At 72.9% G+C, this 16,402-nt stretch carries 18 protein-coding genes and 1 tRNA gene; 5 read left to right on the forward strand and 14 right to left on the reverse strand.

Annotated features, from left to right (window positions below):
- The first annotated feature begins 2 nt into the window (after positions 1–2).
- On the forward strand, positions 3–227 hold the full coding sequence (locus ACFV2X_RS41355; protein ID WP_385626464.1) for a hypothetical protein: 225 nt from the start codon (positions 3–5) through the stop codon (positions 225–227).
- Between the two features lie 33 nt (positions 228–260).
- Here ACFV2X_RS41355 and ACFV2X_RS41360 read toward each other — a convergent pair whose 3' ends face one another.
- From ACFV2X_RS41360 to ACFV2X_RS41375, 4 genes are all read right to left on the reverse strand, one after another.
- Complete coding sequence (locus ACFV2X_RS41360) at positions 261–968, reverse strand: RDD family protein (RefSeq protein ID WP_385626465.1); 708 nt, start codon at positions 966–968, stop codon at positions 261–263.
- A 189-nt stretch (positions 969–1,157) separates the two neighbouring features.
- Positions 1,158–1,244 (reverse strand) — tRNA-Ser (locus tag ACFV2X_RS41365).
- Between the two features lie 42 nt (positions 1,245–1,286).
- Entirely contained in the window at positions 1,287–1,793 is a 507-nt protein-coding gene (gene tadA, locus ACFV2X_RS41370) for a tRNA adenosine(34) deaminase TadA (RefSeq protein ID WP_385626466.1), read from the reverse strand.
- A 25-nt stretch (positions 1,794–1,818) separates the two neighbouring features.
- A complete protein-coding gene (locus tag ACFV2X_RS41375; RefSeq protein ID WP_385626467.1) occupies positions 1,819–2,358 on the reverse strand; it encodes a hypothetical protein in 540 nt (179 codons plus the stop codon).
- Between the two features lie 304 nt (positions 2,359–2,662).
- Between ACFV2X_RS41375 and upp the strand changes: the two genes are divergently transcribed.
- The gene (gene upp / locus ACFV2X_RS41380) at positions 2,663–3,298 is read left to right on the forward strand and encodes a uracil phosphoribosyltransferase (RefSeq protein ID WP_385626468.1); all 636 of its coding nucleotides are present in this window, start codon (positions 2,663–2,665) and stop codon (positions 3,296–3,298) included.
- Positions 3,299–3,363: 65 nt separating this feature from the next.
- Here upp and ACFV2X_RS41385 read toward each other — a convergent pair whose 3' ends face one another.
- From ACFV2X_RS41385 to ACFV2X_RS41400, 4 genes are all read right to left on the reverse strand, one after another.
- On the reverse strand, positions 3,364–4,050 hold the full coding sequence (locus ACFV2X_RS41385; protein ID WP_385626469.1) for a LytR C-terminal domain-containing protein: 687 nt from the start codon (positions 4,048–4,050) through the stop codon (positions 3,364–3,366).
- Positions 4,051–4,186: 136 nt separating this feature from the next.
- Positions 4,187–4,483, reverse strand: coding sequence for a type II toxin-antitoxin system VapB family antitoxin (locus tag ACFV2X_RS41390; RefSeq protein ID WP_003986294.1), 297 nt, complete (start codon positions 4,481–4,483; stop codon positions 4,187–4,189).
- 455 nt (positions 4,484–4,938) lie between these two features.
- Positions 4,939–5,106 carry a hypothetical protein gene (locus tag ACFV2X_RS41395; protein WP_385626470.1) on the reverse strand — a complete coding sequence of 56 codons (168 nt, stop codon included), beginning with the start codon at positions 5,104–5,106 and terminating at the stop codon, positions 4,939–4,941.
- 33 nt (positions 5,107–5,139) lie between these two features.
- Positions 5,140–5,496 (reverse strand): PRC-barrel domain-containing protein, encoded by a 357-nt coding sequence (locus ACFV2X_RS41400; protein ID WP_385626471.1) that lies wholly within the window; start codon positions 5,494–5,496, stop codon positions 5,140–5,142.
- A 179-nt stretch (positions 5,497–5,675) separates the two neighbouring features.
- Here ACFV2X_RS41400 and ACFV2X_RS41405 point away from each other — a divergent pair, with 179 nt between their 5' ends.
- Positions 5,676–7,208: a DUF2867 domain-containing protein gene (locus ACFV2X_RS41405; protein ID WP_385626472.1), complete on the forward strand. Its 1,533-nt coding sequence runs from the start codon at positions 5,676–5,678 to the stop codon at positions 7,206–7,208.
- Positions 7,209–7,238: 30 nt separating this feature from the next.
- The gene (locus ACFV2X_RS41410) at positions 7,239–8,654 is read left to right on the forward strand and encodes a cryptochrome/photolyase family protein (RefSeq protein WP_385626473.1); all 1,416 of its coding nucleotides are present in this window, start codon (positions 7,239–7,241) and stop codon (positions 8,652–8,654) included.
- 22 nt (positions 8,655–8,676) lie between these two features.
- On the opposite strand, the gene ACFV2X_RS41415 is transcribed toward ACFV2X_RS41410, so the two are convergent.
- The 5 genes from ACFV2X_RS41415 to ACFV2X_RS41435 form a co-directional block, all read right to left on the reverse strand.
- Positions 8,677–9,933, reverse strand: a complete 1,257-nt coding sequence (locus ACFV2X_RS41415) for a cytochrome P450 (RefSeq protein ID WP_385626474.1) — start codon at positions 9,931–9,933, stop codon at positions 8,677–8,679.
- Between the two features lie 30 nt (positions 9,934–9,963).
- Entirely contained in the window at positions 9,964–11,394 is a 1,431-nt protein-coding gene (locus tag ACFV2X_RS41420) for an NAD(P)/FAD-dependent oxidoreductase (protein ID WP_385626475.1), read from the reverse strand.
- Complete coding sequence (locus tag ACFV2X_RS41425) at positions 11,381–11,659, reverse strand: ferredoxin (protein ID WP_385626476.1); 279 nt, start codon at positions 11,657–11,659, stop codon at positions 11,381–11,383. Before ACFV2X_RS41425 ends, ACFV2X_RS41420 begins: the two co-directional genes overlap by 14 nt.
- 117 nt (positions 11,660–11,776) lie before the next feature.
- Positions 11,777–12,892, reverse strand: coding sequence for a polyprenyl synthetase family protein (locus tag ACFV2X_RS41430; protein ID WP_385626477.1), 1,116 nt, complete (start codon positions 12,890–12,892; stop codon positions 11,777–11,779).
- Complete coding sequence (locus tag ACFV2X_RS41435) at positions 12,889–13,989, reverse strand: tetratricopeptide repeat protein (protein ID WP_385626478.1); 1,101 nt, start codon at positions 13,987–13,989, stop codon at positions 12,889–12,891. The genes ACFV2X_RS41430 and ACFV2X_RS41435 overlap by 4 nt, the downstream gene beginning before the upstream one ends.
- 315 nt (positions 13,990–14,304) lie before the next feature.
- Here ACFV2X_RS41435 and ACFV2X_RS41440 point away from each other — a divergent pair, with 315 nt between their 5' ends.
- Positions 14,305–14,997 (forward strand): class I SAM-dependent methyltransferase, encoded by a 693-nt coding sequence (locus ACFV2X_RS41440; RefSeq protein WP_385626479.1) that lies wholly within the window; start codon positions 14,305–14,307, stop codon positions 14,995–14,997.
- A gap of 18 nt (positions 14,998–15,015) precedes the next feature.
- On the opposite strand, the gene ACFV2X_RS41445 is transcribed toward ACFV2X_RS41440, so the two are convergent.
- Positions 15,016–16,401, reverse strand: coding sequence for an NAD(P)/FAD-dependent oxidoreductase (locus ACFV2X_RS41445; protein WP_385626480.1), 1,386 nt, complete (start codon positions 16,399–16,401; stop codon positions 15,016–15,018).
- Between the last annotated feature and the right edge of the window lies 1 nt (position 16,402).

A 16,402-nucleotide genomic window follows, 5' to 3' on the forward strand; every position in this document is an offset into this window, starting at 1 on the left:
CTATGGAGGACAAGACCAGGGACCGGCCCCGGGTGGTGGTGGACGAGCCGCTCGACGGGCGCCGCCGCGTCATGATCGACGGCGCTGACGTCGGGGTCGTCGTCAGCGCCGATGAACTGCGCGGCGTACTGCGCCGCGCGGGCCTGATCACGGAGGACGCCCCCATCGACGACCCGCGGCTCATCGAGTGGCACGGCGGCGGCCCCGACGACTGGCCTGCGGCGTAGCACCTGAGCCGCGTGCCGAGGGCAGGGCGGCGTCTAATACTCCGGCTGACCGCGCCGCCGCACCGCACCGCCGAGCCGGGTGAGCGCGGCGCGGACCTGCCAGGCGCTGGTGACCGTGACGCCACCCAGCCGGTCGGCCAGCGACCTCCGGGAGCCCATGAGCGCCAGCGCCGCGTTGAGCGCGAAGAAGGCCACGGCGACGACCCAGCACAGCACCGAGAGCGCGACCATGCCGTCGGCCAGCAGGCAGCAGGCCAGCGCGTACCAGCCGACGTCGACCAGCGCGGTCACGGCGGCGCGTATTCCGGCCTGGCCCCGCCCGGGCCGCCCGCCGCCACGGCGCCGGACGACACACAGGGCCGTCAGTGCCTGGCCCGGGGTGCGGCCCAGTACGGCCAGCGAGAGGAAGTGGTAGGCGAAGGTGAACACGACCAGCGCGGTAAAGCCCTGTTGGACGGCCGTCACAGCATGCCGCCACAGCGACTCCCCGACGCCCTGACCCGCCCCCGCCAAGTCGCCGTTCGAGGTGATGACCTGCCAAGCGCTGGTTTCGGCGAGGCTCGTCACGTCGCTCACTTCGGCGCTGATCCGGTGGAAGGTGAACCAGCCGAGCAGCACGGCCACTGCCACGACCAGGGCGAAATCCAACGCCCAGGCGAACAGCCGGCGCGTCCGCGGGGGGCGGGCAGGCGCCGCGCCCTCTTCGGTGATCCCAGGTGTCGGTACCGCTCGTCGGAGCATCAGTTCCCCCCAGAAGCGTGATGTGGCGGTGGTCACAGCGTAGGAGGAGACACCGCGTCGCGGCCGGAGAACGGCTCGCAGGGCCCGGACTGGGACGGTAATGGGACGGTTCTGGGACGGAAAACGAGACGGAGCGCGACAAGGGCCCCGACCTGATCAGGTCGGGGCCCTTGTCTTTGCACTTCAGAGCGGTAGCGGTGGGATTTGAACCCACGGAGGAGTTGCCCCCTCACACGCTTTCGAGGCGTGCTCCTTAGGCCGCTCGGACACGCTACCGAGAGAGAGCTTAGCGGACGGTCGGCCGTGCTCCGAAATCGGTTAGCGGCGGGGGGCGCGGAAGAAGGCGGTGAGGAGGGCGGCGCACTGGTCTGCGAGGACGCCGGGGACGACCTCGGGGCGGTGGTTGAGGCGCCGGTCGCGGACGACGTCCCAGAGCGAGCCGACGGCGCCGGCCTTGTCGTCGGTGGCGCCGTAGACCACGCGGTCCACGCGGGACAGGACGATCGCGCCCGCGCACATGGTGCAGGGCTCGAGGGTGACCACGAGGGTGCAGCCGGTCAGGCGCCAGCTGCCGAGGCGGCCGGCGGCGTCGCGGAGCGCGAGGACCTCGGCGTGGGCTGTGGGGTCGCCGTGGGCCTCGCGCTCGTTGCGGCCGTGACCGAGGGGGGAGCCGTCCGGGCCCAGCACGACGGCGCCGACCGGCACGTCGCCCGTCTCCGGCGCCCGCGCCGCCTCCTCCAGTGCGAGGCGCATCGGTGCGCGCCAGGGGTCGCGGAGGGGGTCGGGGGCGGGACCGGAGAGGAGGCCGGACAGCGGATCGGTCATGGCACCAGTGTGGGCGACGGAGCGGTCAGCGCACCGCCTCCAGCCCCTCCATGCTGCAGCCCAGCATGTCGGCGATGGATTCGAGCGCGTCCCCGTCCAGGGCCTTCAGTTCCTTCTCGTCCATGCCGAGGTCGGCGAGGATGTCGGCGTCGCCGAGCGGGCCCGCCGGGACCGGCGCGTCCGGGTCGGCGTCCTCGTCGTCGTTCGCGTCGGGCTCACCGTCCTCGGTGCCGTCCAGGTCGACGAGGCTGTCCAAGTCCTCGTCGGCGCCCCGGCCGAGCAGCTCGTCGGTGAGCATCTGGCCGTACGAGCTGCGGGCGGCCGCGGCGGCGTCCGATACATAGATGTGCGGGTCCTCCTCGCCGTCCACACGGACGACGCCGAACCACGCGTCTTCGTGCTCGATGAAGGCCAGCACCGTGTCGTCGTCTGAGGCCTCACGGGCCAGTTCGATCAGATCTGTCAGGGTCTCCACGTCATCGAGCTCTGTGTCGCTCGCTTCCCACCCTTCTGCGGTGCGCGCGAGCAATGCGGCGAAGTACACCGTGACTCTCCCACTGGTCATAGGCGTGCTGGGGCGGGCGGGACAGTGCCCCACCCCAATCGGCATCGTGACAGAAACCTTCGCTTCGCGAGAGGTCTTCCGCGCTGCGTCGTGCACCAGTCCAAAGAGATGTAACTCACGCGGACCGAAACGGACCGGTAGGGGGACTGTTACGGGCCTCACCAGCGGAAGGTTCGCAGGTGTGGCACTTGGTGCATCCGGGTTGGCCGGCATACCGCCGGGAGGTTGTCCGACATGCCGCCGGGAGAGCCGGAAGCGCGGCCGGGCGGCGTGGGTGTCGGGGCGCTCGGTTACTGTCGATGCCATGCGGATCCATGTCGTCGACCACCCGCTGGTGGCGCACAAACTCACCACGCTGCGCGACAAGCGCACCGATTCCCCCACCTTCCGGCGGCTCGCCGACGAACTGGTCACCCTGCTCGCCTACGAGGCGACCCGGGACGTGCGCACCGACCAGGTCGACATCGAGACCCCGGTGACGGCGACGACCGGGGTGCGGCTGTCCTATCCGCGGCCCATGGTGGTGCCGATCCTGCGGGCGGGCCTGGGGATGCTGGACGGCATGGTGCGGCTGCTGCCGACCGCCGAGGTCGGCTTCCTGGGCATGATCCGCGACGAGCAGACGCTGCAGGCGTCGACGTATGCGACGCGGATGCCCGAGGACCTCTCCGGCCGTCAGGTGTATGTGCTGGACCCGATGCTGGCGACCGGCGGGACGCTCGTCGCGGCGATCCGGGAGCTGATATCCCGTGGCGCCGACGATGTCACCGCCCTGTGTCTGCTGGCCGCGCCCGAGGGCGTGGAGACCATGGAGCGCGAGCTGGCGGGCGCGCCCGTCACGGTGGTCACCGCGTCGGTCGACGAGCGGCTGAACGAGAGCGGGTACATCGTCCCCGGGCTCGGCGACGCCGGGGACCGGATGTACGGGACGGCCGGCTGAGCGGCCTCAGTGGTCTGAGCGGCACGGCCCGCCGGTGAGCCTTTTGAACGGCGGGCCGGGAGGCGTCAGCAGGTCGGGGCGGAGGACGACGGCTTCGGTGTGGCCAGGGCGGCCATCGCCTTGACGGCGTCCTTCTCCTTGACCAGGTCCTTGAACGTGGTCCCGATGATCAGGTCGACGTCCTTGCCCGAGCGCGCGTCGTTCTTGGTCTGGGCGCCGTCGAGCTGTGTGGCGAGTACGTCGAAGGGTCCGTCGGTGGCCGCCGGAGCGCCGAGCAGTATGCCGGGGGCCTTGACCTTCTTGTCGTACGCGGCGGGCGCGTTGCCCACCTTGCCGATTTTGAAGCCGCGTTTCCGCAGCTCGTCGGCGGTGTCCTTGGCCAGCCCGGTGCGCGGGGTGGCGTTGTAGACGTTGACGGTGATCTCGGCGGGCTTGGGCAGCGACTTCGGGGCCTGCTGGGCCGTACGCGCGGCCTTGCCTGTCTTGTCGGCCTTGTTCTGGCCCTGGCCCTTGGCGGGCTCGCGTTTGCAGTCCGCCGTGCTCCGCGCCGAGCGCACCGTCTTGTCGTCGTCGCCGCCCGAGAACACGTCGATGAGCTGGAGCGTTCCCCAGCCGACCAGGCCGAGGGCGACGACCGTACCCATCGCGGCGAATACGAGCCGACGGCGGCCTCGGGGTCGGCGCATGCGCGGGTAACGGTTGCCCGTGATGCGGTACTTTCCGCCCATGCCGGGTGGGGTGAGCATGCTCATAGCCGCAGCGTAGTGCGGCTTGGTGACGATGCCTACTAAATGATCAATGGTTGCCGCACAGCCCAACCCGAAAGGGCCAACGGACCCGTCGGACAGGTGTGCGGCGAGTGGGCGGCGTCGTGTGGTCGTCGGCCGGTCAGCCGAGCTCCAGGACGCGCGCGTGCAGCACCTGGCGCTGCTGGAGCGCGGCGCGCACGGCGCGGTGCAGCCCGTCCTCGAGATACAGATCGCCCTGCCACTTCACGACATGGGCGAAGAGGTCCCCATAGAACGTCGAGTCCTCCGCGAGCAGCGTCTCGAGGTCGAGCTGCTGCTTCGTGGTGACCAGCTGGTCAAGACGTACCGGGCGTGGGGCGACATCCGCCCACTGGCGGGTGCTTTCCCGGCCGTGGTCGGGGTACGGCCGACCGTTTCCGATGCGCTTGAAGATCACACGGAAAGCCTACCGGGCAAGCGGCACCCGGCGCAGCCAAGGCGCCGGAGTGCCGGATGGCTGTCGCCCGCTCCGCGCCCGCGCCGGGCCCGTTCCTGGGGGTGCTCCGAGGGGGCAGTGAAGCGAAAAAGTAGGCAAATCGGGAAAAAATGTCTGACCGGGACTAGTCGCGCAGAAGGTGCGGGAGTAACGTGAATAACAGCCTGCGGGGCGAGCGAGGGAGCTCGACCGGAGACACGTTCAGGAAAGAGAACGTCGGTACTCCAGGAAGAAGGACTTCGGTTCTTCGGAACGGAGAGGTTCTCCAGAGGGGACGCGTCCTAGATGGTCGGGCTGAGAGGCCGGAAGGTCGGGGAGACCGGAAGGCGACCTCCAAAACCTGATCCGGACAATGCCGGCGAAGGGAGCCCACCTCGCAGGTTTTGTCCTGCCCGGGTCCGGCGAGGTGAGAAGCGTCAGCGGACCGGGCGCCTGCCGCTGTGGCGCAGCTGCGTTCCGAGGAAGACCATGTCGGCGAGGAAGACGACCACGCCGATGATCAGCAGATACAGCAGCCCGCTGACGACCGCCCCGGTGATCCCGAGCGCGATCGCCACCAGGAGCAGCAGCAGGAACAGCGCCATCTCACCCTCTCCTGCTCAAAGTGCGCAGAGTGCTCAGGGACGGGCCAGCCGCCGCTCACCGCCGGCGCCCGGCTGATAGCTCAGCTCGTAGTGCTTGAAGACCGCCTCTTCCTCGGTGGCGGGCAGCACGTCGTCGGTTCCGATGGACGGGGCGTCCCGCACCAGGTTCTTGGGATACGTGACCTTGAGATAGTCCGGGCCCACCTTCGCGCCGTCGAGCGGTACGAACACCAGCCGCCGTCGGGTCGGCATGCCGACCGTGATCGTCGCGAAGGCGGGTTCATCGGTGGCGGTGTCCACGTAAATCGACTCCAACGTGCCGATCTTGCGGCTGGAGTTGTCCACCACGTCATGGTCGCGCCATTTTCGGATGTCGTCGGCCTCGAACACCGTGCCCTCCAAACATCGCTTGCTCTCATCCTCCGACGCACTTCGGCGGGCGGCCACTCCACATGCCCGGCGGTTGCGCCGCCCGGCGGAGGCTCGGAGCATGGCTTGGGGGAGGCCATGGGAGGCCGTGCAGCCGCGCGGTCACCGGTCACGGAGTCTTTGCAGCCACGGAGTCCGGCATGGCAGATCACCGCAACCTCAACCCGTCGTCCCCGCCGCCTCGCTGCCTGGTCACCGGGGCGACCGGCTACATCGGCAGCAGACTGGTGCCGGAACTGCTGGCGGCCGGGCATCCGGTGCGCTGTCTGGTCCGCTCGCCCGACAAGCTGCGGCGGCAGCCCTGGGCGGAGCGGGTGGGGCAGGCGCGCGGGGACGTCCTGGACGCGCGGTCCGTACGGGCGGCGATGGAGGGCGTGGACGTCGCGTACTACCTGGTGCACTCGCTTGGGACCGGCCCCGGCTTCGAGGAGACCGACCGCCGGGCGGCCCGGAACTTCGGGGAACAGGCGCGCGCCGCCGGGGTCCGGCGGATCGTCTACCTCGGCGGGCTGACCCCGTCCGGGGTGCCCGAGCGTGACCTCTCGCCCCATCTGCGCTCGCGGGCCGAGGTGGGCCGTGTGCTGCTGGCGTCGGGGGTGCGCACAGCCGTACTGCGGGCCGGTGTGATCATCGGCTCGGGTTCGGCTTCGTTCGAGATGCTGCGCCATCTGACCGAACGGCTCCCGGTGATGGTCACCCCGCGCTGGGTGCGCACCCGGACCCAGCCGATCGCCGTCCGCGATGTGCTCCGGCTGCTGGTGGGCTGCGCCCGACTGCCGTACGAGGTGAACCGCGCCTTCGACATCGGCGGGCCGGACGTGGTCACCTACCGCGACATGATGCGGCGGTACGCGGCCGTCGCCGGGCTGCCGCGGCGGCTGGTGATCCCCGTGCCGGTGCTCACCCCACGCCTCTCCAGCCTGTGGGTCGGCCTGGTGACGCCCGTACCGGGCGCCCTCGCCCGCCCGCTGGTGGAATCGCTGCGGCATGAAGTGGTCTGCGGAGAGGGGGATATCGCTCGCTATGTGCCGATGCCTTCGGCCGGTCCTTCGACCGGCCTGCCGGACTGCCCTTCGGATGGTCCGCTCCCCCTGGACCAGGCGCTACGGCTGGCGCTGCGGTCGCGTACCGCGCGGCGCGAGCCGATGCCCGAGCCGAGCGATCCGCTGCCGACGGACCCGCCCTGGGCGGGCGGCAGCCGCCGCGTCGACCACCGCGAGCGGGTGGTGGACGCGGCGCCGGAGGAACTTTGGCAGGCGGTGGAGGGAATCGCGCGCGGGGAACGCTGGCAGTCCCTGCCGCCCGCCTGGGCGCTGCGCGGCTGGCTGGACACGGTGGTCGGCCGGGTGGGTCTGCACCTGGGCCGCCGGGAGGCCGCCCCGCTGCGGGCCGGGGACCGGCTGCGTTTCTGGCGGGTCGAGGAGGTGGAACCGCGGCGGCGCCTGCGGCTGCGGTCCGAACTGCCGCTGCCCGGACCGGCCTGGCTGGAGATCTCGGTGGGCGAGGACGGGGCGGGCGGCGCGGTCTACCGGCAGCACGCCGTCTTCGAGCCGCACGGGCTGACCGGCCGGCTCTGCGGCTGGGGCGGCGCGGCCTGCGGCGGTCTGGTCTTCGACGGCATGGCCCGGAACGTCGCCGCCCGGGCCGAGGCGCACGCGGCCGTGCCCGGCTGAGCGCCCGGTTGAGCGGGGTGGTGAGTGCCGGTGCGCGTGAGCGTCGCCCTGTTCACCGCGGATCTGCGGGTGCACGACAACCCCGTGCTGGACGGCGCGCTGCGGGAGACGGAGAGCGTGGTGCCGCTGTTCGTCATCGATTCCGGGATACGGGACGCGGATTTCACCGTGCCCAACAGGGCCGCCTTGCTCGCCGACTGCCTCGCCGACCTCGACGCGGCGCTGCGGGCGCGCGGCGGACGGCTGGTGGTCCGGCGGGGCGAGGTGGTCCAGGAGACCTGCCGGGTCGCGGCGCGCGTCGGGGCCGGGGCGGTGCACGTGGCGGGCGGCGCGAGCGGTTACGCGGCGCGGCGCGAGGCGCGGCTGCGCGCGGCGCTGGCGCGTGAACGGCGCGAGCTGCGGGTGCACGAGGGCGCGGTGACGGTGGTCGCGCCCGGTGTGCTCGTGCCTTCGGGCAGCGGCCGCGGTGCGTCGGCCGAGGGCCGCGGCACCCCGGGCGGAGCCCCGCGCAAGGACCACTTCGCGGTGTTCACCCCGTACTACCGCCGCTGGCGGAGCGAGCCGTGGCGCGCCCCGCTCCGCGCGCCGCGCGTGGTTCGCGTGCCCTCGGTCCGGTCCGTCGCCCTGCCCACCGCGGCGTCCCTGGCCCCGGGCGCGGCCTCCCCCGATCTGCCCGCCGGGGGTGAGTCGGCGGCCCGTCGCAGGTTGCGGCTGTGGGCGGCGGGGCCGCTGGCGGATTACGCCGGGCGGCAGGACGACCTGGCCGGGGACGCCACGTCCCGGCTCTCCCCCTATCTGCACTTCGGCTGTCTGTCACCGGTGGAGGTGGCGCGCCGGGCGCTGGACGCGGGCGGTCCGGGGGCCGAGGCGTTCGTACGTCAGCTGGCCTGGCGGGACTTCCACCACCAGGTGCTGGCCGCGCGCCCGGACGCCGCTCACCGCGACTACCGCCCGCGGCACGACCGCTGGCGCCATGACGCGGACGAGGTCGCGGCCTGGTGCGCGGGGCTGACCGGCTATCCGGTCGTGGACGCGGCGATGCGCCAGCTGATGCGGGAGGGCTGGATGCCGGGCCGGGCGCGGCTGGTGGCGGCGAGCTTTCTGGCGAAGACCCTGTACATCGACTGGCGCACCGGAGCGCGGCACTTCCTCGCGCTGCTGGTGGACGGCGATATCGCGAACAACCAGCTCAACTGGCAGTGGGTGGCCGGCACCGGCACCGACACCCGCCCGGGCAGGATCCTCAACCCGCTGACCCAGGCGCTGCGCCACGACCCCGAAGGGGAGTACGTACGCCGCTGGGTGCCCGAACTCGCCGTCGTCCAGGGCCCGGCCGTGCACCGCCCCTGGCGGCTGCCCGGCCCGGAGCGCGCCGCCCTCGCCTACCCCGAGCCGATCGTGGACCTCGCCGAGGCGGCGGACCGTTTCAGACGCGGCCGCGGCTGAACCGCAGCCGCAAGCGGCGCCTTCACGGCTCCCGGGCCGGGCGTACGCCGTCGAAGCCGACGGGCAGGTGGCGCGGGCCGCGCAGCACCGCGTTGTGGCGGTACGGGGGCGGGTCCTCCAGCAGCCGGGGGTTCTCCAGCCGGCGGGCGAGTTCGGCCAGCGCGATCTGGCCTTCCAGCCGGGCCAGCGGCGCGCCGTAGCAGATGTGGATGCCGCTGCCGAAGCCCAGGTGCTGGTTGTCCTTGCGGTCCGGGTCGAACCGGTCGGGGTCGGGGAAGCGCTTCGGGTCGCGGTTGCCGGAGGCCAGGACCAGCCAGATGGCCGCGCCCTTGGGGATGGTGACGCCCGCGATGTCGATATCGGTGAGCGGGGTGCGCTGCGGCAGCAGTTGGACCGGGGGCTCGTAGCGCAGCACCTCCTCCACCAGCGGGACGGCCAGGCGTGAGTCGTCGTGCAGCCGCTTGAGGACGTCCTGGTGGCGCAGCAGGGTCAGCATCCCGTTGGCGATCAGGTTGACGGTCGTCTCGTGCCCGGCGATCAGCAGCAGTACGGCGGTGCTGACCAGTTCGGCGTGGCTCATCCGGCCGTCCGGGCCGTCCCCGTGGATGAGTGAGGAGAGCATGTCCTCGCCCGGTGCGCGGCGGCGGTCCTCGATCAGCTCGGACAGATACATGCCCAGCTCGACACGGGCCTGCCGGACGGCCCGGCGCCGGTCGGCGATGTTCGCGTCCCCGGCGGCGGGGTCGAGGCCGGCGAGCATGGTGTCGGCCCAGGCGTGGAAGAGCGGTTCGTCCGCGCGGGGCACTCCCAGCAGCCGGCAGATCACGGTCACCGGGAAGGGGTACGCGAAGTCGTCGACCAGGTCGGCCCGGTCCCGGCCCTCGAAGTCGTCGATGAGGTCGGTGACGATCCGGGCGAGCTCGCCGCGCATGTCGTGGATCCGCCGCGGGGTGTGCGGCGGCCCGAAGGGGTACGTCGCGATCCGGCGCAGCCGGTCGTGCTCGGGCGGGTCGAGCCGCAGAAAGCTCGGCGGCAGGGTCGGGTCGTCCGCCTCCTCGGTCACGGCGAGCGCGGCGGCGGCGTCCGGGTCGAGGTTACGGGGGTCGGAGCTGAGCCGCGGGTCGTGCAGCAGGCCGTGGATCTCCCAGTACGTGCTGACGAGGTACGGGCCGCCCTCGTCCCGCAGCACGGGCGTCTTCCGCAGCTCGGCGTAGAGGGGGTAGGGGTCGGCGCGGTTGGCGGGGTCGGTGATCTTCCGCAGATATGTGCCGTGCGTCATGACGGAGAGTCCTTCCGGGTGGCGGGCCCGTCAGGCCCGGGCGGGGGTGAAGACGATCCGCCGTTCGGTCGGCGAGTAGCCGCTGAGGGTCACGGTCGGCCCGTGGGACGGCAGGGAGGGGTCGGGGAATTCGGCGGGCACCGGACGCAGTCCGTCGGGCCGGCGGTCCACGGAGCGGAAGGGCGGCGGGAAGGGCGCGGCCGTCTCGATCTGCTGCCGGTAGAAGTCCAGCCACTTGGTCTGGTCGAAGGTGACGGCGGCGACGACGCGGCCCTGACAGCCGTAGACGCCGACGAAGCTGTACTCGGCCAGCGACCCCTGGGCGATGAGGATTTCCTCGCCCATCGAGGGCACCCCGATCGACTTGATGTTCACCCCGAACTGCGACGACCAGAAGGCGGGGACCCACAGGTGGGGGCGGCGGTCCGGGCCGGGGCTGATCATGTTGTGCGCCGCGACCTCGGCCTGCGCGACGGCGTTGCCCCAGTGGTCGAGGGACAGGAACTGATAGCCGAAGAGCGGATGCGGGGACCGGGCGACGTCCCCGGCCACGAACACGTCGTCGGTGACCAGGCCGCGGACGTCGAACGCCCGGCACCCGGCGTCGCATGCGACGCCCCGGGGCCCGGCGCCGAGCCCCGACCCGTCCAGCCACTCGGTGTTGCGTACGGCGCCGAGCGCGACCACGGCCAGGTCCACGTCGAGGGCGGTGCCGTCGGACAGATGGGCGCGCCGCAGCCGCCCGGCCGCGTCGCCCTCCAGCGCGGTGACCATGACCGAGCAGCGCAGATCGACGCCGTGCTCCCGCTGCAGCTCCGCCGCGACCTGGCCGATCACCCCGCCCAGGGCGCCCACCAGCGGTGCCGGGCCGCGTTCGGCGACGGTGACGGGCAGCCCAAGCTCCCGGCAGGCGGACGCGATCTCCGAGCCGGTGAAGCCCGCGCCGATGACCAGCACTCGCCGGGGCCCGGCCATCAGCCGCCGCCCCAGCCGTTCCGCGTCCCGGCGGGTACGCAGTACGAAGACGCCGTCGAGCTCGGCTTCGGCGGGGTGCGGCCAGGGGCGGGAGCGGGCGCCGGTGGTGATCAGCAGCCGGTCGTACGGCACCTTGTCGCCGTCGGCCAGGCGCACCCGGCGGGCCGTCAGGTCCAGCCCGGTGGCGGCGGTCCGCAGGCGCCAGTGGGCCCGGATCGCCCGGCGCCGGGGCAGCGTGGTGCGGTCCGCGGCCGCGCCGCCCACCAGCACCTGCTTGGACAGCGGCGGGCGGTCGTACGGCCGGTCGGGCTCGTCGCCGATGATCGTGAGCGAACCGGCGAAGCCCTCCTCACGCAGGGTCTCCGCGGCCCGCAGCCCGGCCAGCGAGGCGCCGACGATCACGATCCGCCCCTCGCGGCGCAGCCGCGCCAGGCTGTCGTCGAGGCGGTGGGCGCGGCTCGCGCCGCGTTCGTCAGTGGTGGACATCGAAGGCCGCCGGGAGGGGGTCGCCCGTCATGCCGTCGACCACGTCATCCATTGCGTCGTCGATCACGTCGTCTGTTCGGTCGTCCAGCAGAATCGCCTGGACCGGGCAGGCGGCCACCGCGGCGGCCACCTGCTCACGGCGCGCGTCGTCGACGTAAGGGGTGTACCGCAGTGCCTCCTCCCCTTTCAGGGAGAAGACGTCCGGCGCCAGAAAGACGCACTGGGCGTACCCCTGGCATCGGTTGAGATCGACGACAAGCCTCATCGGGCCCCGTCCCTTCCACACCAGCTCAGCGGCCTTCTCCCCGGCCAGCATGGGTGAGGCGGCCCGGCGCCGCGCGCACAGCGGGCCAAAGGGGTGGCGGCCCGTCACACCGGACCGTTACAGCGCGCGGTCGACGAGGAACGGCAGCAGGGCCAGGAGTTCGGCGGCGGCGGTCGGGGCCAGCGGGACGGAGGCCAGCTGGGCGCGGGCGGCGTCCAGGTGGTGGTGGGCCTCGGCCAGGGTGGCGGCGCGCCCGCCCGCCTCCTCGACGAGTTCGGCGGCGCGGTGGACGGCCGCGTCGTCCGGGCTGGTGTCCAGGGCAGCGCCGAGAAGTGAGGCGAGTTCGCGGGCGGCCGGGCCGTCCGCGGCCAGGGCCGCCAGTAGGGGCAGCGTCTTCTTCCTCCGGCGCAGATCGCCGTGCACGGGCTTGCCCGTGACCCGCGGATCGCCCCATATGCCGAGGAGGTCGTCCACGGCCTGGAAGGCCACCCCGACGTGGCGCCCGGCCCGGTCCAGCGCGGTGACGACCGGCTCCGGAGCGCCCGCGAGCTGGGCGCCGAGGGCCGCGGCACAGCCCAGCAGCGCCCCGGTCTTGCCCTCGGCCATCGCACGGTATTCGGCGGTGCGGACCGCGTCGGGCCCGGTCCAGGGGCGGGACTCGAACAGCAGATCCTCCGCCTGACCGCGCACCAAGTCGCCCAGCGCCCCCGACAGCTGCCGGATCGCCGCGCCGCCGTGCGGGCCGTGCGACTCGGCGAGCGTCTGCACCGCGAGGGCGAACAGCGCGTCCCCGGCCAGAACGGCGGGGCCGGTGCCGTACGCCTTCCATACGGAAGCGCGCCGGCGCCGGGTCTCGTCGCCGTCCATGATGTCGTCGTGCAGAAGTGAGAAGGCGTGGATCAGCTCGACGGCGACCGCCCCGGCGACGGCGGTCGCCCCGGGCGCACCCGCCGCCTCCGCGCCGAGCACGGCCAGGGCCTGGCGTACGCCCTTGCCGCCGCTCTTGCCGCCACCGGGCCGTCCGGCGGCCGGGGTGCCGCCCACCTCGCACCAGCCGAAGGAGAAGGCGGCCATCTCGCCCGGGTACGGGTGGAGCCGATCCACGGCCGCGGTCAGCGCGGGGAGTACGAGGCTTCGGCAGCGGGCGAGGGTCTGCGCCGCGGAAGCGGGGACGGGTGGGGTGGTGGTCGGGCGCGGGAGCAGGGGCGCGGGCGCGGTGAGCGGTGCGGTCATCGGGCGGCCACCGCCTCTCGGTCCTCTTGTGCGCTGGGCACGGCCGCGGCGGATGCACGGTGCGTGCCGGTTCGCGATATGCCCAGCTCCTCGTACGCCGCGTCGACCATCTCGCGGGCGTGCCGCAGCCCGATGCGGTCCAGCTCTCCCCGCAGGTCGTCCAGTTCCGCGGCGGTGAGCGCCGGGTCCTGCCCCAGCCGGGCGAGCGTCTTGGCCAGCCCCAGACGGGACAGTGCCGTGCCGCGCGGCTCGCTCATGGCGCGGAATTCGGCCAGCGCCGTCTCGTAGCACTCCCGGGCGGGCACGTAACGTCCGGCGCGGAAGAGGACGTTGCCGCGCATCTTGAGGTTGTAGGCCAGCGCGCTGGTCAGCTTCATCTCGCGGCAGACGAGCTCCGCCTCGGACAGCAGCGCCAGTGCCCGGTCCACGTCCTTGTCCCGCAGGGACACGATGTCGGCCATGCCGCGTAGCGCCCACGCCCGGCCGCGCTGGTCGTCGGCCTGGGCCGCGATGGTCGCGGCCTCCTCGAACATCGCGAAGGCGGTGTCGTACGAGCCGGTGTTCCGGTGGATCTGGGCGATCCCCTCCAGCGCCCACACGGTGTGCCGGGCCTCACCGCGCTTGCGGGCCTCGGCGAGCAACTGCTCATGGAGGGTGTGCACGGCCTCGTAGTCGCCCTGGATGCGCCCGGTCTCCGCGAGACCGGCCAGCGAGTAGCCCCGGGCCACCACATCGCCGCCGCGCTTGCCCAACTCGGCGGCGAGGGCGAGCAGACGGCGGGCCAGCGCGAGCGAGCCCCGCTGCCGGGCGAGCGTGCCACCGCTCCACACCGCCCACGCCATCGCGCCGACGTCACCGGCCGCGCGGGCGGCGCGATAGCTCGCCTTCCAGGCGCGGTCGGCCTCCTCGACGTGCCCGAGGCGGCGGTGCGCCTCCGCCACGGCGAGCCCCGAACGGGCGGCCTCCCGCTGGGAGCCCGCCTCCTCGGCGGCGCGCAGCCGGTCGGTGCCCTCGGCGAGGACGTCGGTCAGGGAGGAGTTCACCGAGAGGGAACTGAGGGCGCCCTGGTACTCGGGCGCTAGTGCCTTGGCGTACATGGATGAGCCTTTCTGACGCCCCGGCAGTGCCGGGTGGTCCTGAACGGCTCGGACTATACACGGCGCGTATAAACACAGTGTATAGATGGTTCTGGGGGCTCGGCTCGGGCATCGCCCTGGCCGGGCTGCGCTCCTGGGCCCGCGGCCCGCGCTGAAGATCGCCACCAGCGCGGCGCTCGGCCCGCGCGAGGAGGCCCACCGGTGACGCAGTGCCGCTATCGCTGCGACAAGCCCACCCGCCGGGCCCCGAGCGCGCCGGAGTGGGATTCCGGCGAACCAGCCTGCCGGCGGGACGCGCCCGCCACCATGGGATGGATGACGACCACCACCGCAGACCTCTGGCACCACTACGACCGCACCCGCGCCGACCACGACCGGGCCGTCCCCGAGACCTTCCACTGGATCTGGAGCCGGGACACCGGCCCCGGTGCGGAAGTCCTCGGTGACCTGACCGGGCTGTGCGTCGGCGACCTCGGCGCCGGAGCGGCCCGGCAGGCCGCGCACCTGGCGATCCGTCATCAGCCCGGCCGGATCGTCGCCGTCGATGCCTCGCCCGCGCAGTGCGCGATGGCCACCGACCTGTACGGCCACCTCGCACCGCGGCTGCGCATCGTGCAGTCCGACGTCGTGACCCATTTGCGCGAGCGGGCCGATATGTATGACGCGCTGTACAGCGTCTTCGGCGCCCTGGACTTCACCGACCCGCGCGAGCTGCTGCCGGCGGCGGCCGCCGCGCTGCGGCCCGGCGGGCGGCTGGTGTTCTCCACCCTCGCCCACTACGTGGGTGGCGCGCCCGCCCAGCACGATGTCGTGGCCGCCGACATTCCGGCGAAGACACCACAGGGGGAGGCGGCCACAATGCGCCGCTGGGTGCTTCAGGGGCAGGTGTGGACCAGGCTGCTCGACGCGGCCGGGTTCACCCGGACCAGCGTCGATGTACTGCCCGCCACCACCAATGGGCCGCGCGCCGCCGCCACGCTGCTGATGACCGCATACCGCCCGTCCTGAACCGGGGCCTGAAAGGAATCAGTGCCGGCCGGTGATCGCGTCCGCCAGCCGGGCGAAGGTCGAGGTGCGCTCGTGGCGGGTGCTGCCCTCGCTGAGGTCGGCGATCCGGTACAGGCCGTACATCGCGTACGAGCCCAGCCAGCGCAGCGGCTCCGGCTCCCAGCGCGGGGAGGTGCGGCCCGACCACGGCAGGCGGGTGTAGCGGGTGTCCTTCCCGGCGACGAGGTCGGCGAGGGTGCGGCCGGCCAGATACGAGGCCGTCACGCCCTGCCCGACGTAGCCCCCGGCGTGGCCGAGGCCCGTGGCCTGGTCCCAGATGACCGAGGGGGACCAGTCGCGCGGTACGCCCAGCGAGCCGCACCACGCGTGGGCGAGCTCGAAGGGGACGTCGGGCCACAGGCCGCGCAAGACCCCGTGCAACTGGCCGATGGTCCAGCTGTCCAGGCGGCCGTCGCGGTCGAGGCGGGAGCCGAAGCGGTACGGGAGGCCGCGGCCGCCGAGGGCGATGCGGTTGTCGGCGGTGCGCTGGGCGTAGAAGTAGGTGTGCTGGGCGCCGGAAAGGGCCTCGCCGCCGGACCAGCCGATGGTCTTCCAGTCGGCTTCGGACAGCGGCTCGGTGATGACCATCGAACTGTTCATGGGCAGCATGTCCCGGCGGCGGCCCGGCAGTCGCGCGGTGTATCCCTCGGTCGCGCGCAGGATGTGGCGGGCGGTCACGGTGCCGTGTGCGGTGCGCACCTGCCCGGGGCGGATGTCCAGGGCAGGGGTGCGTTCGGCGATCCGGACGCCTGCGGCCTCGACGGCCGAGGCGAGGCCGGTGACCAGCTTTCCGGGGTGCAGCCGTACGTTGTGCGGGCTGTACAGGGCGCCGAGTACGCCGTCGATGCTGATCCGGTCCGCAGTCTCGGCCGCGGACAGCAGCCGTACGTCGTCCTCGGTCATGCCCCAGTCGCGTTCGGCGGCCACCGTCGCCCGGAGCCGGGCCAGTTCGGAGGGGGTGCGGCCGATCGTCAGATAGCCGCCGTGCACGGCGGCTACGTCGATGTCGTGATCGGTCATGATGTCCAGGATCTCGTCGAGCGCGTCGACCGCCGCTCGCCGCAGTTCGAGCACCGCCTGCCGGCCCCCGGGGCCCTCGGCCATATGGCGGGAGAGCCCGATCATCTTGCCGGAGAGCCAGCCGCCGTTGCGGCCGGACGCGCCGTAGCCGGCATGGCGGGCCTCGACGACGAGGATCGAGGCGTCGGGCAGCGCCTGGCGCAGCCAGTACGCCGTCCACAGCCCGGTGTATCCGGCGCCGACGACGCACACATCGACCGTGGTGTCCCCGTCCAGCGGCGGGCGCTCGGGGCGTGCGGAGGCGGCCGTGTCCTGCATCCAGAAGGAGATCTGACCGTTGATCACG

Source organism: Streptomyces sp. NPDC059679 (genome assembly GCF_042734105.1).
Classification (GTDB): Bacteria; Actinomycetota; Actinomycetes; order Streptomycetales; family Streptomycetaceae; genus Streptomyces.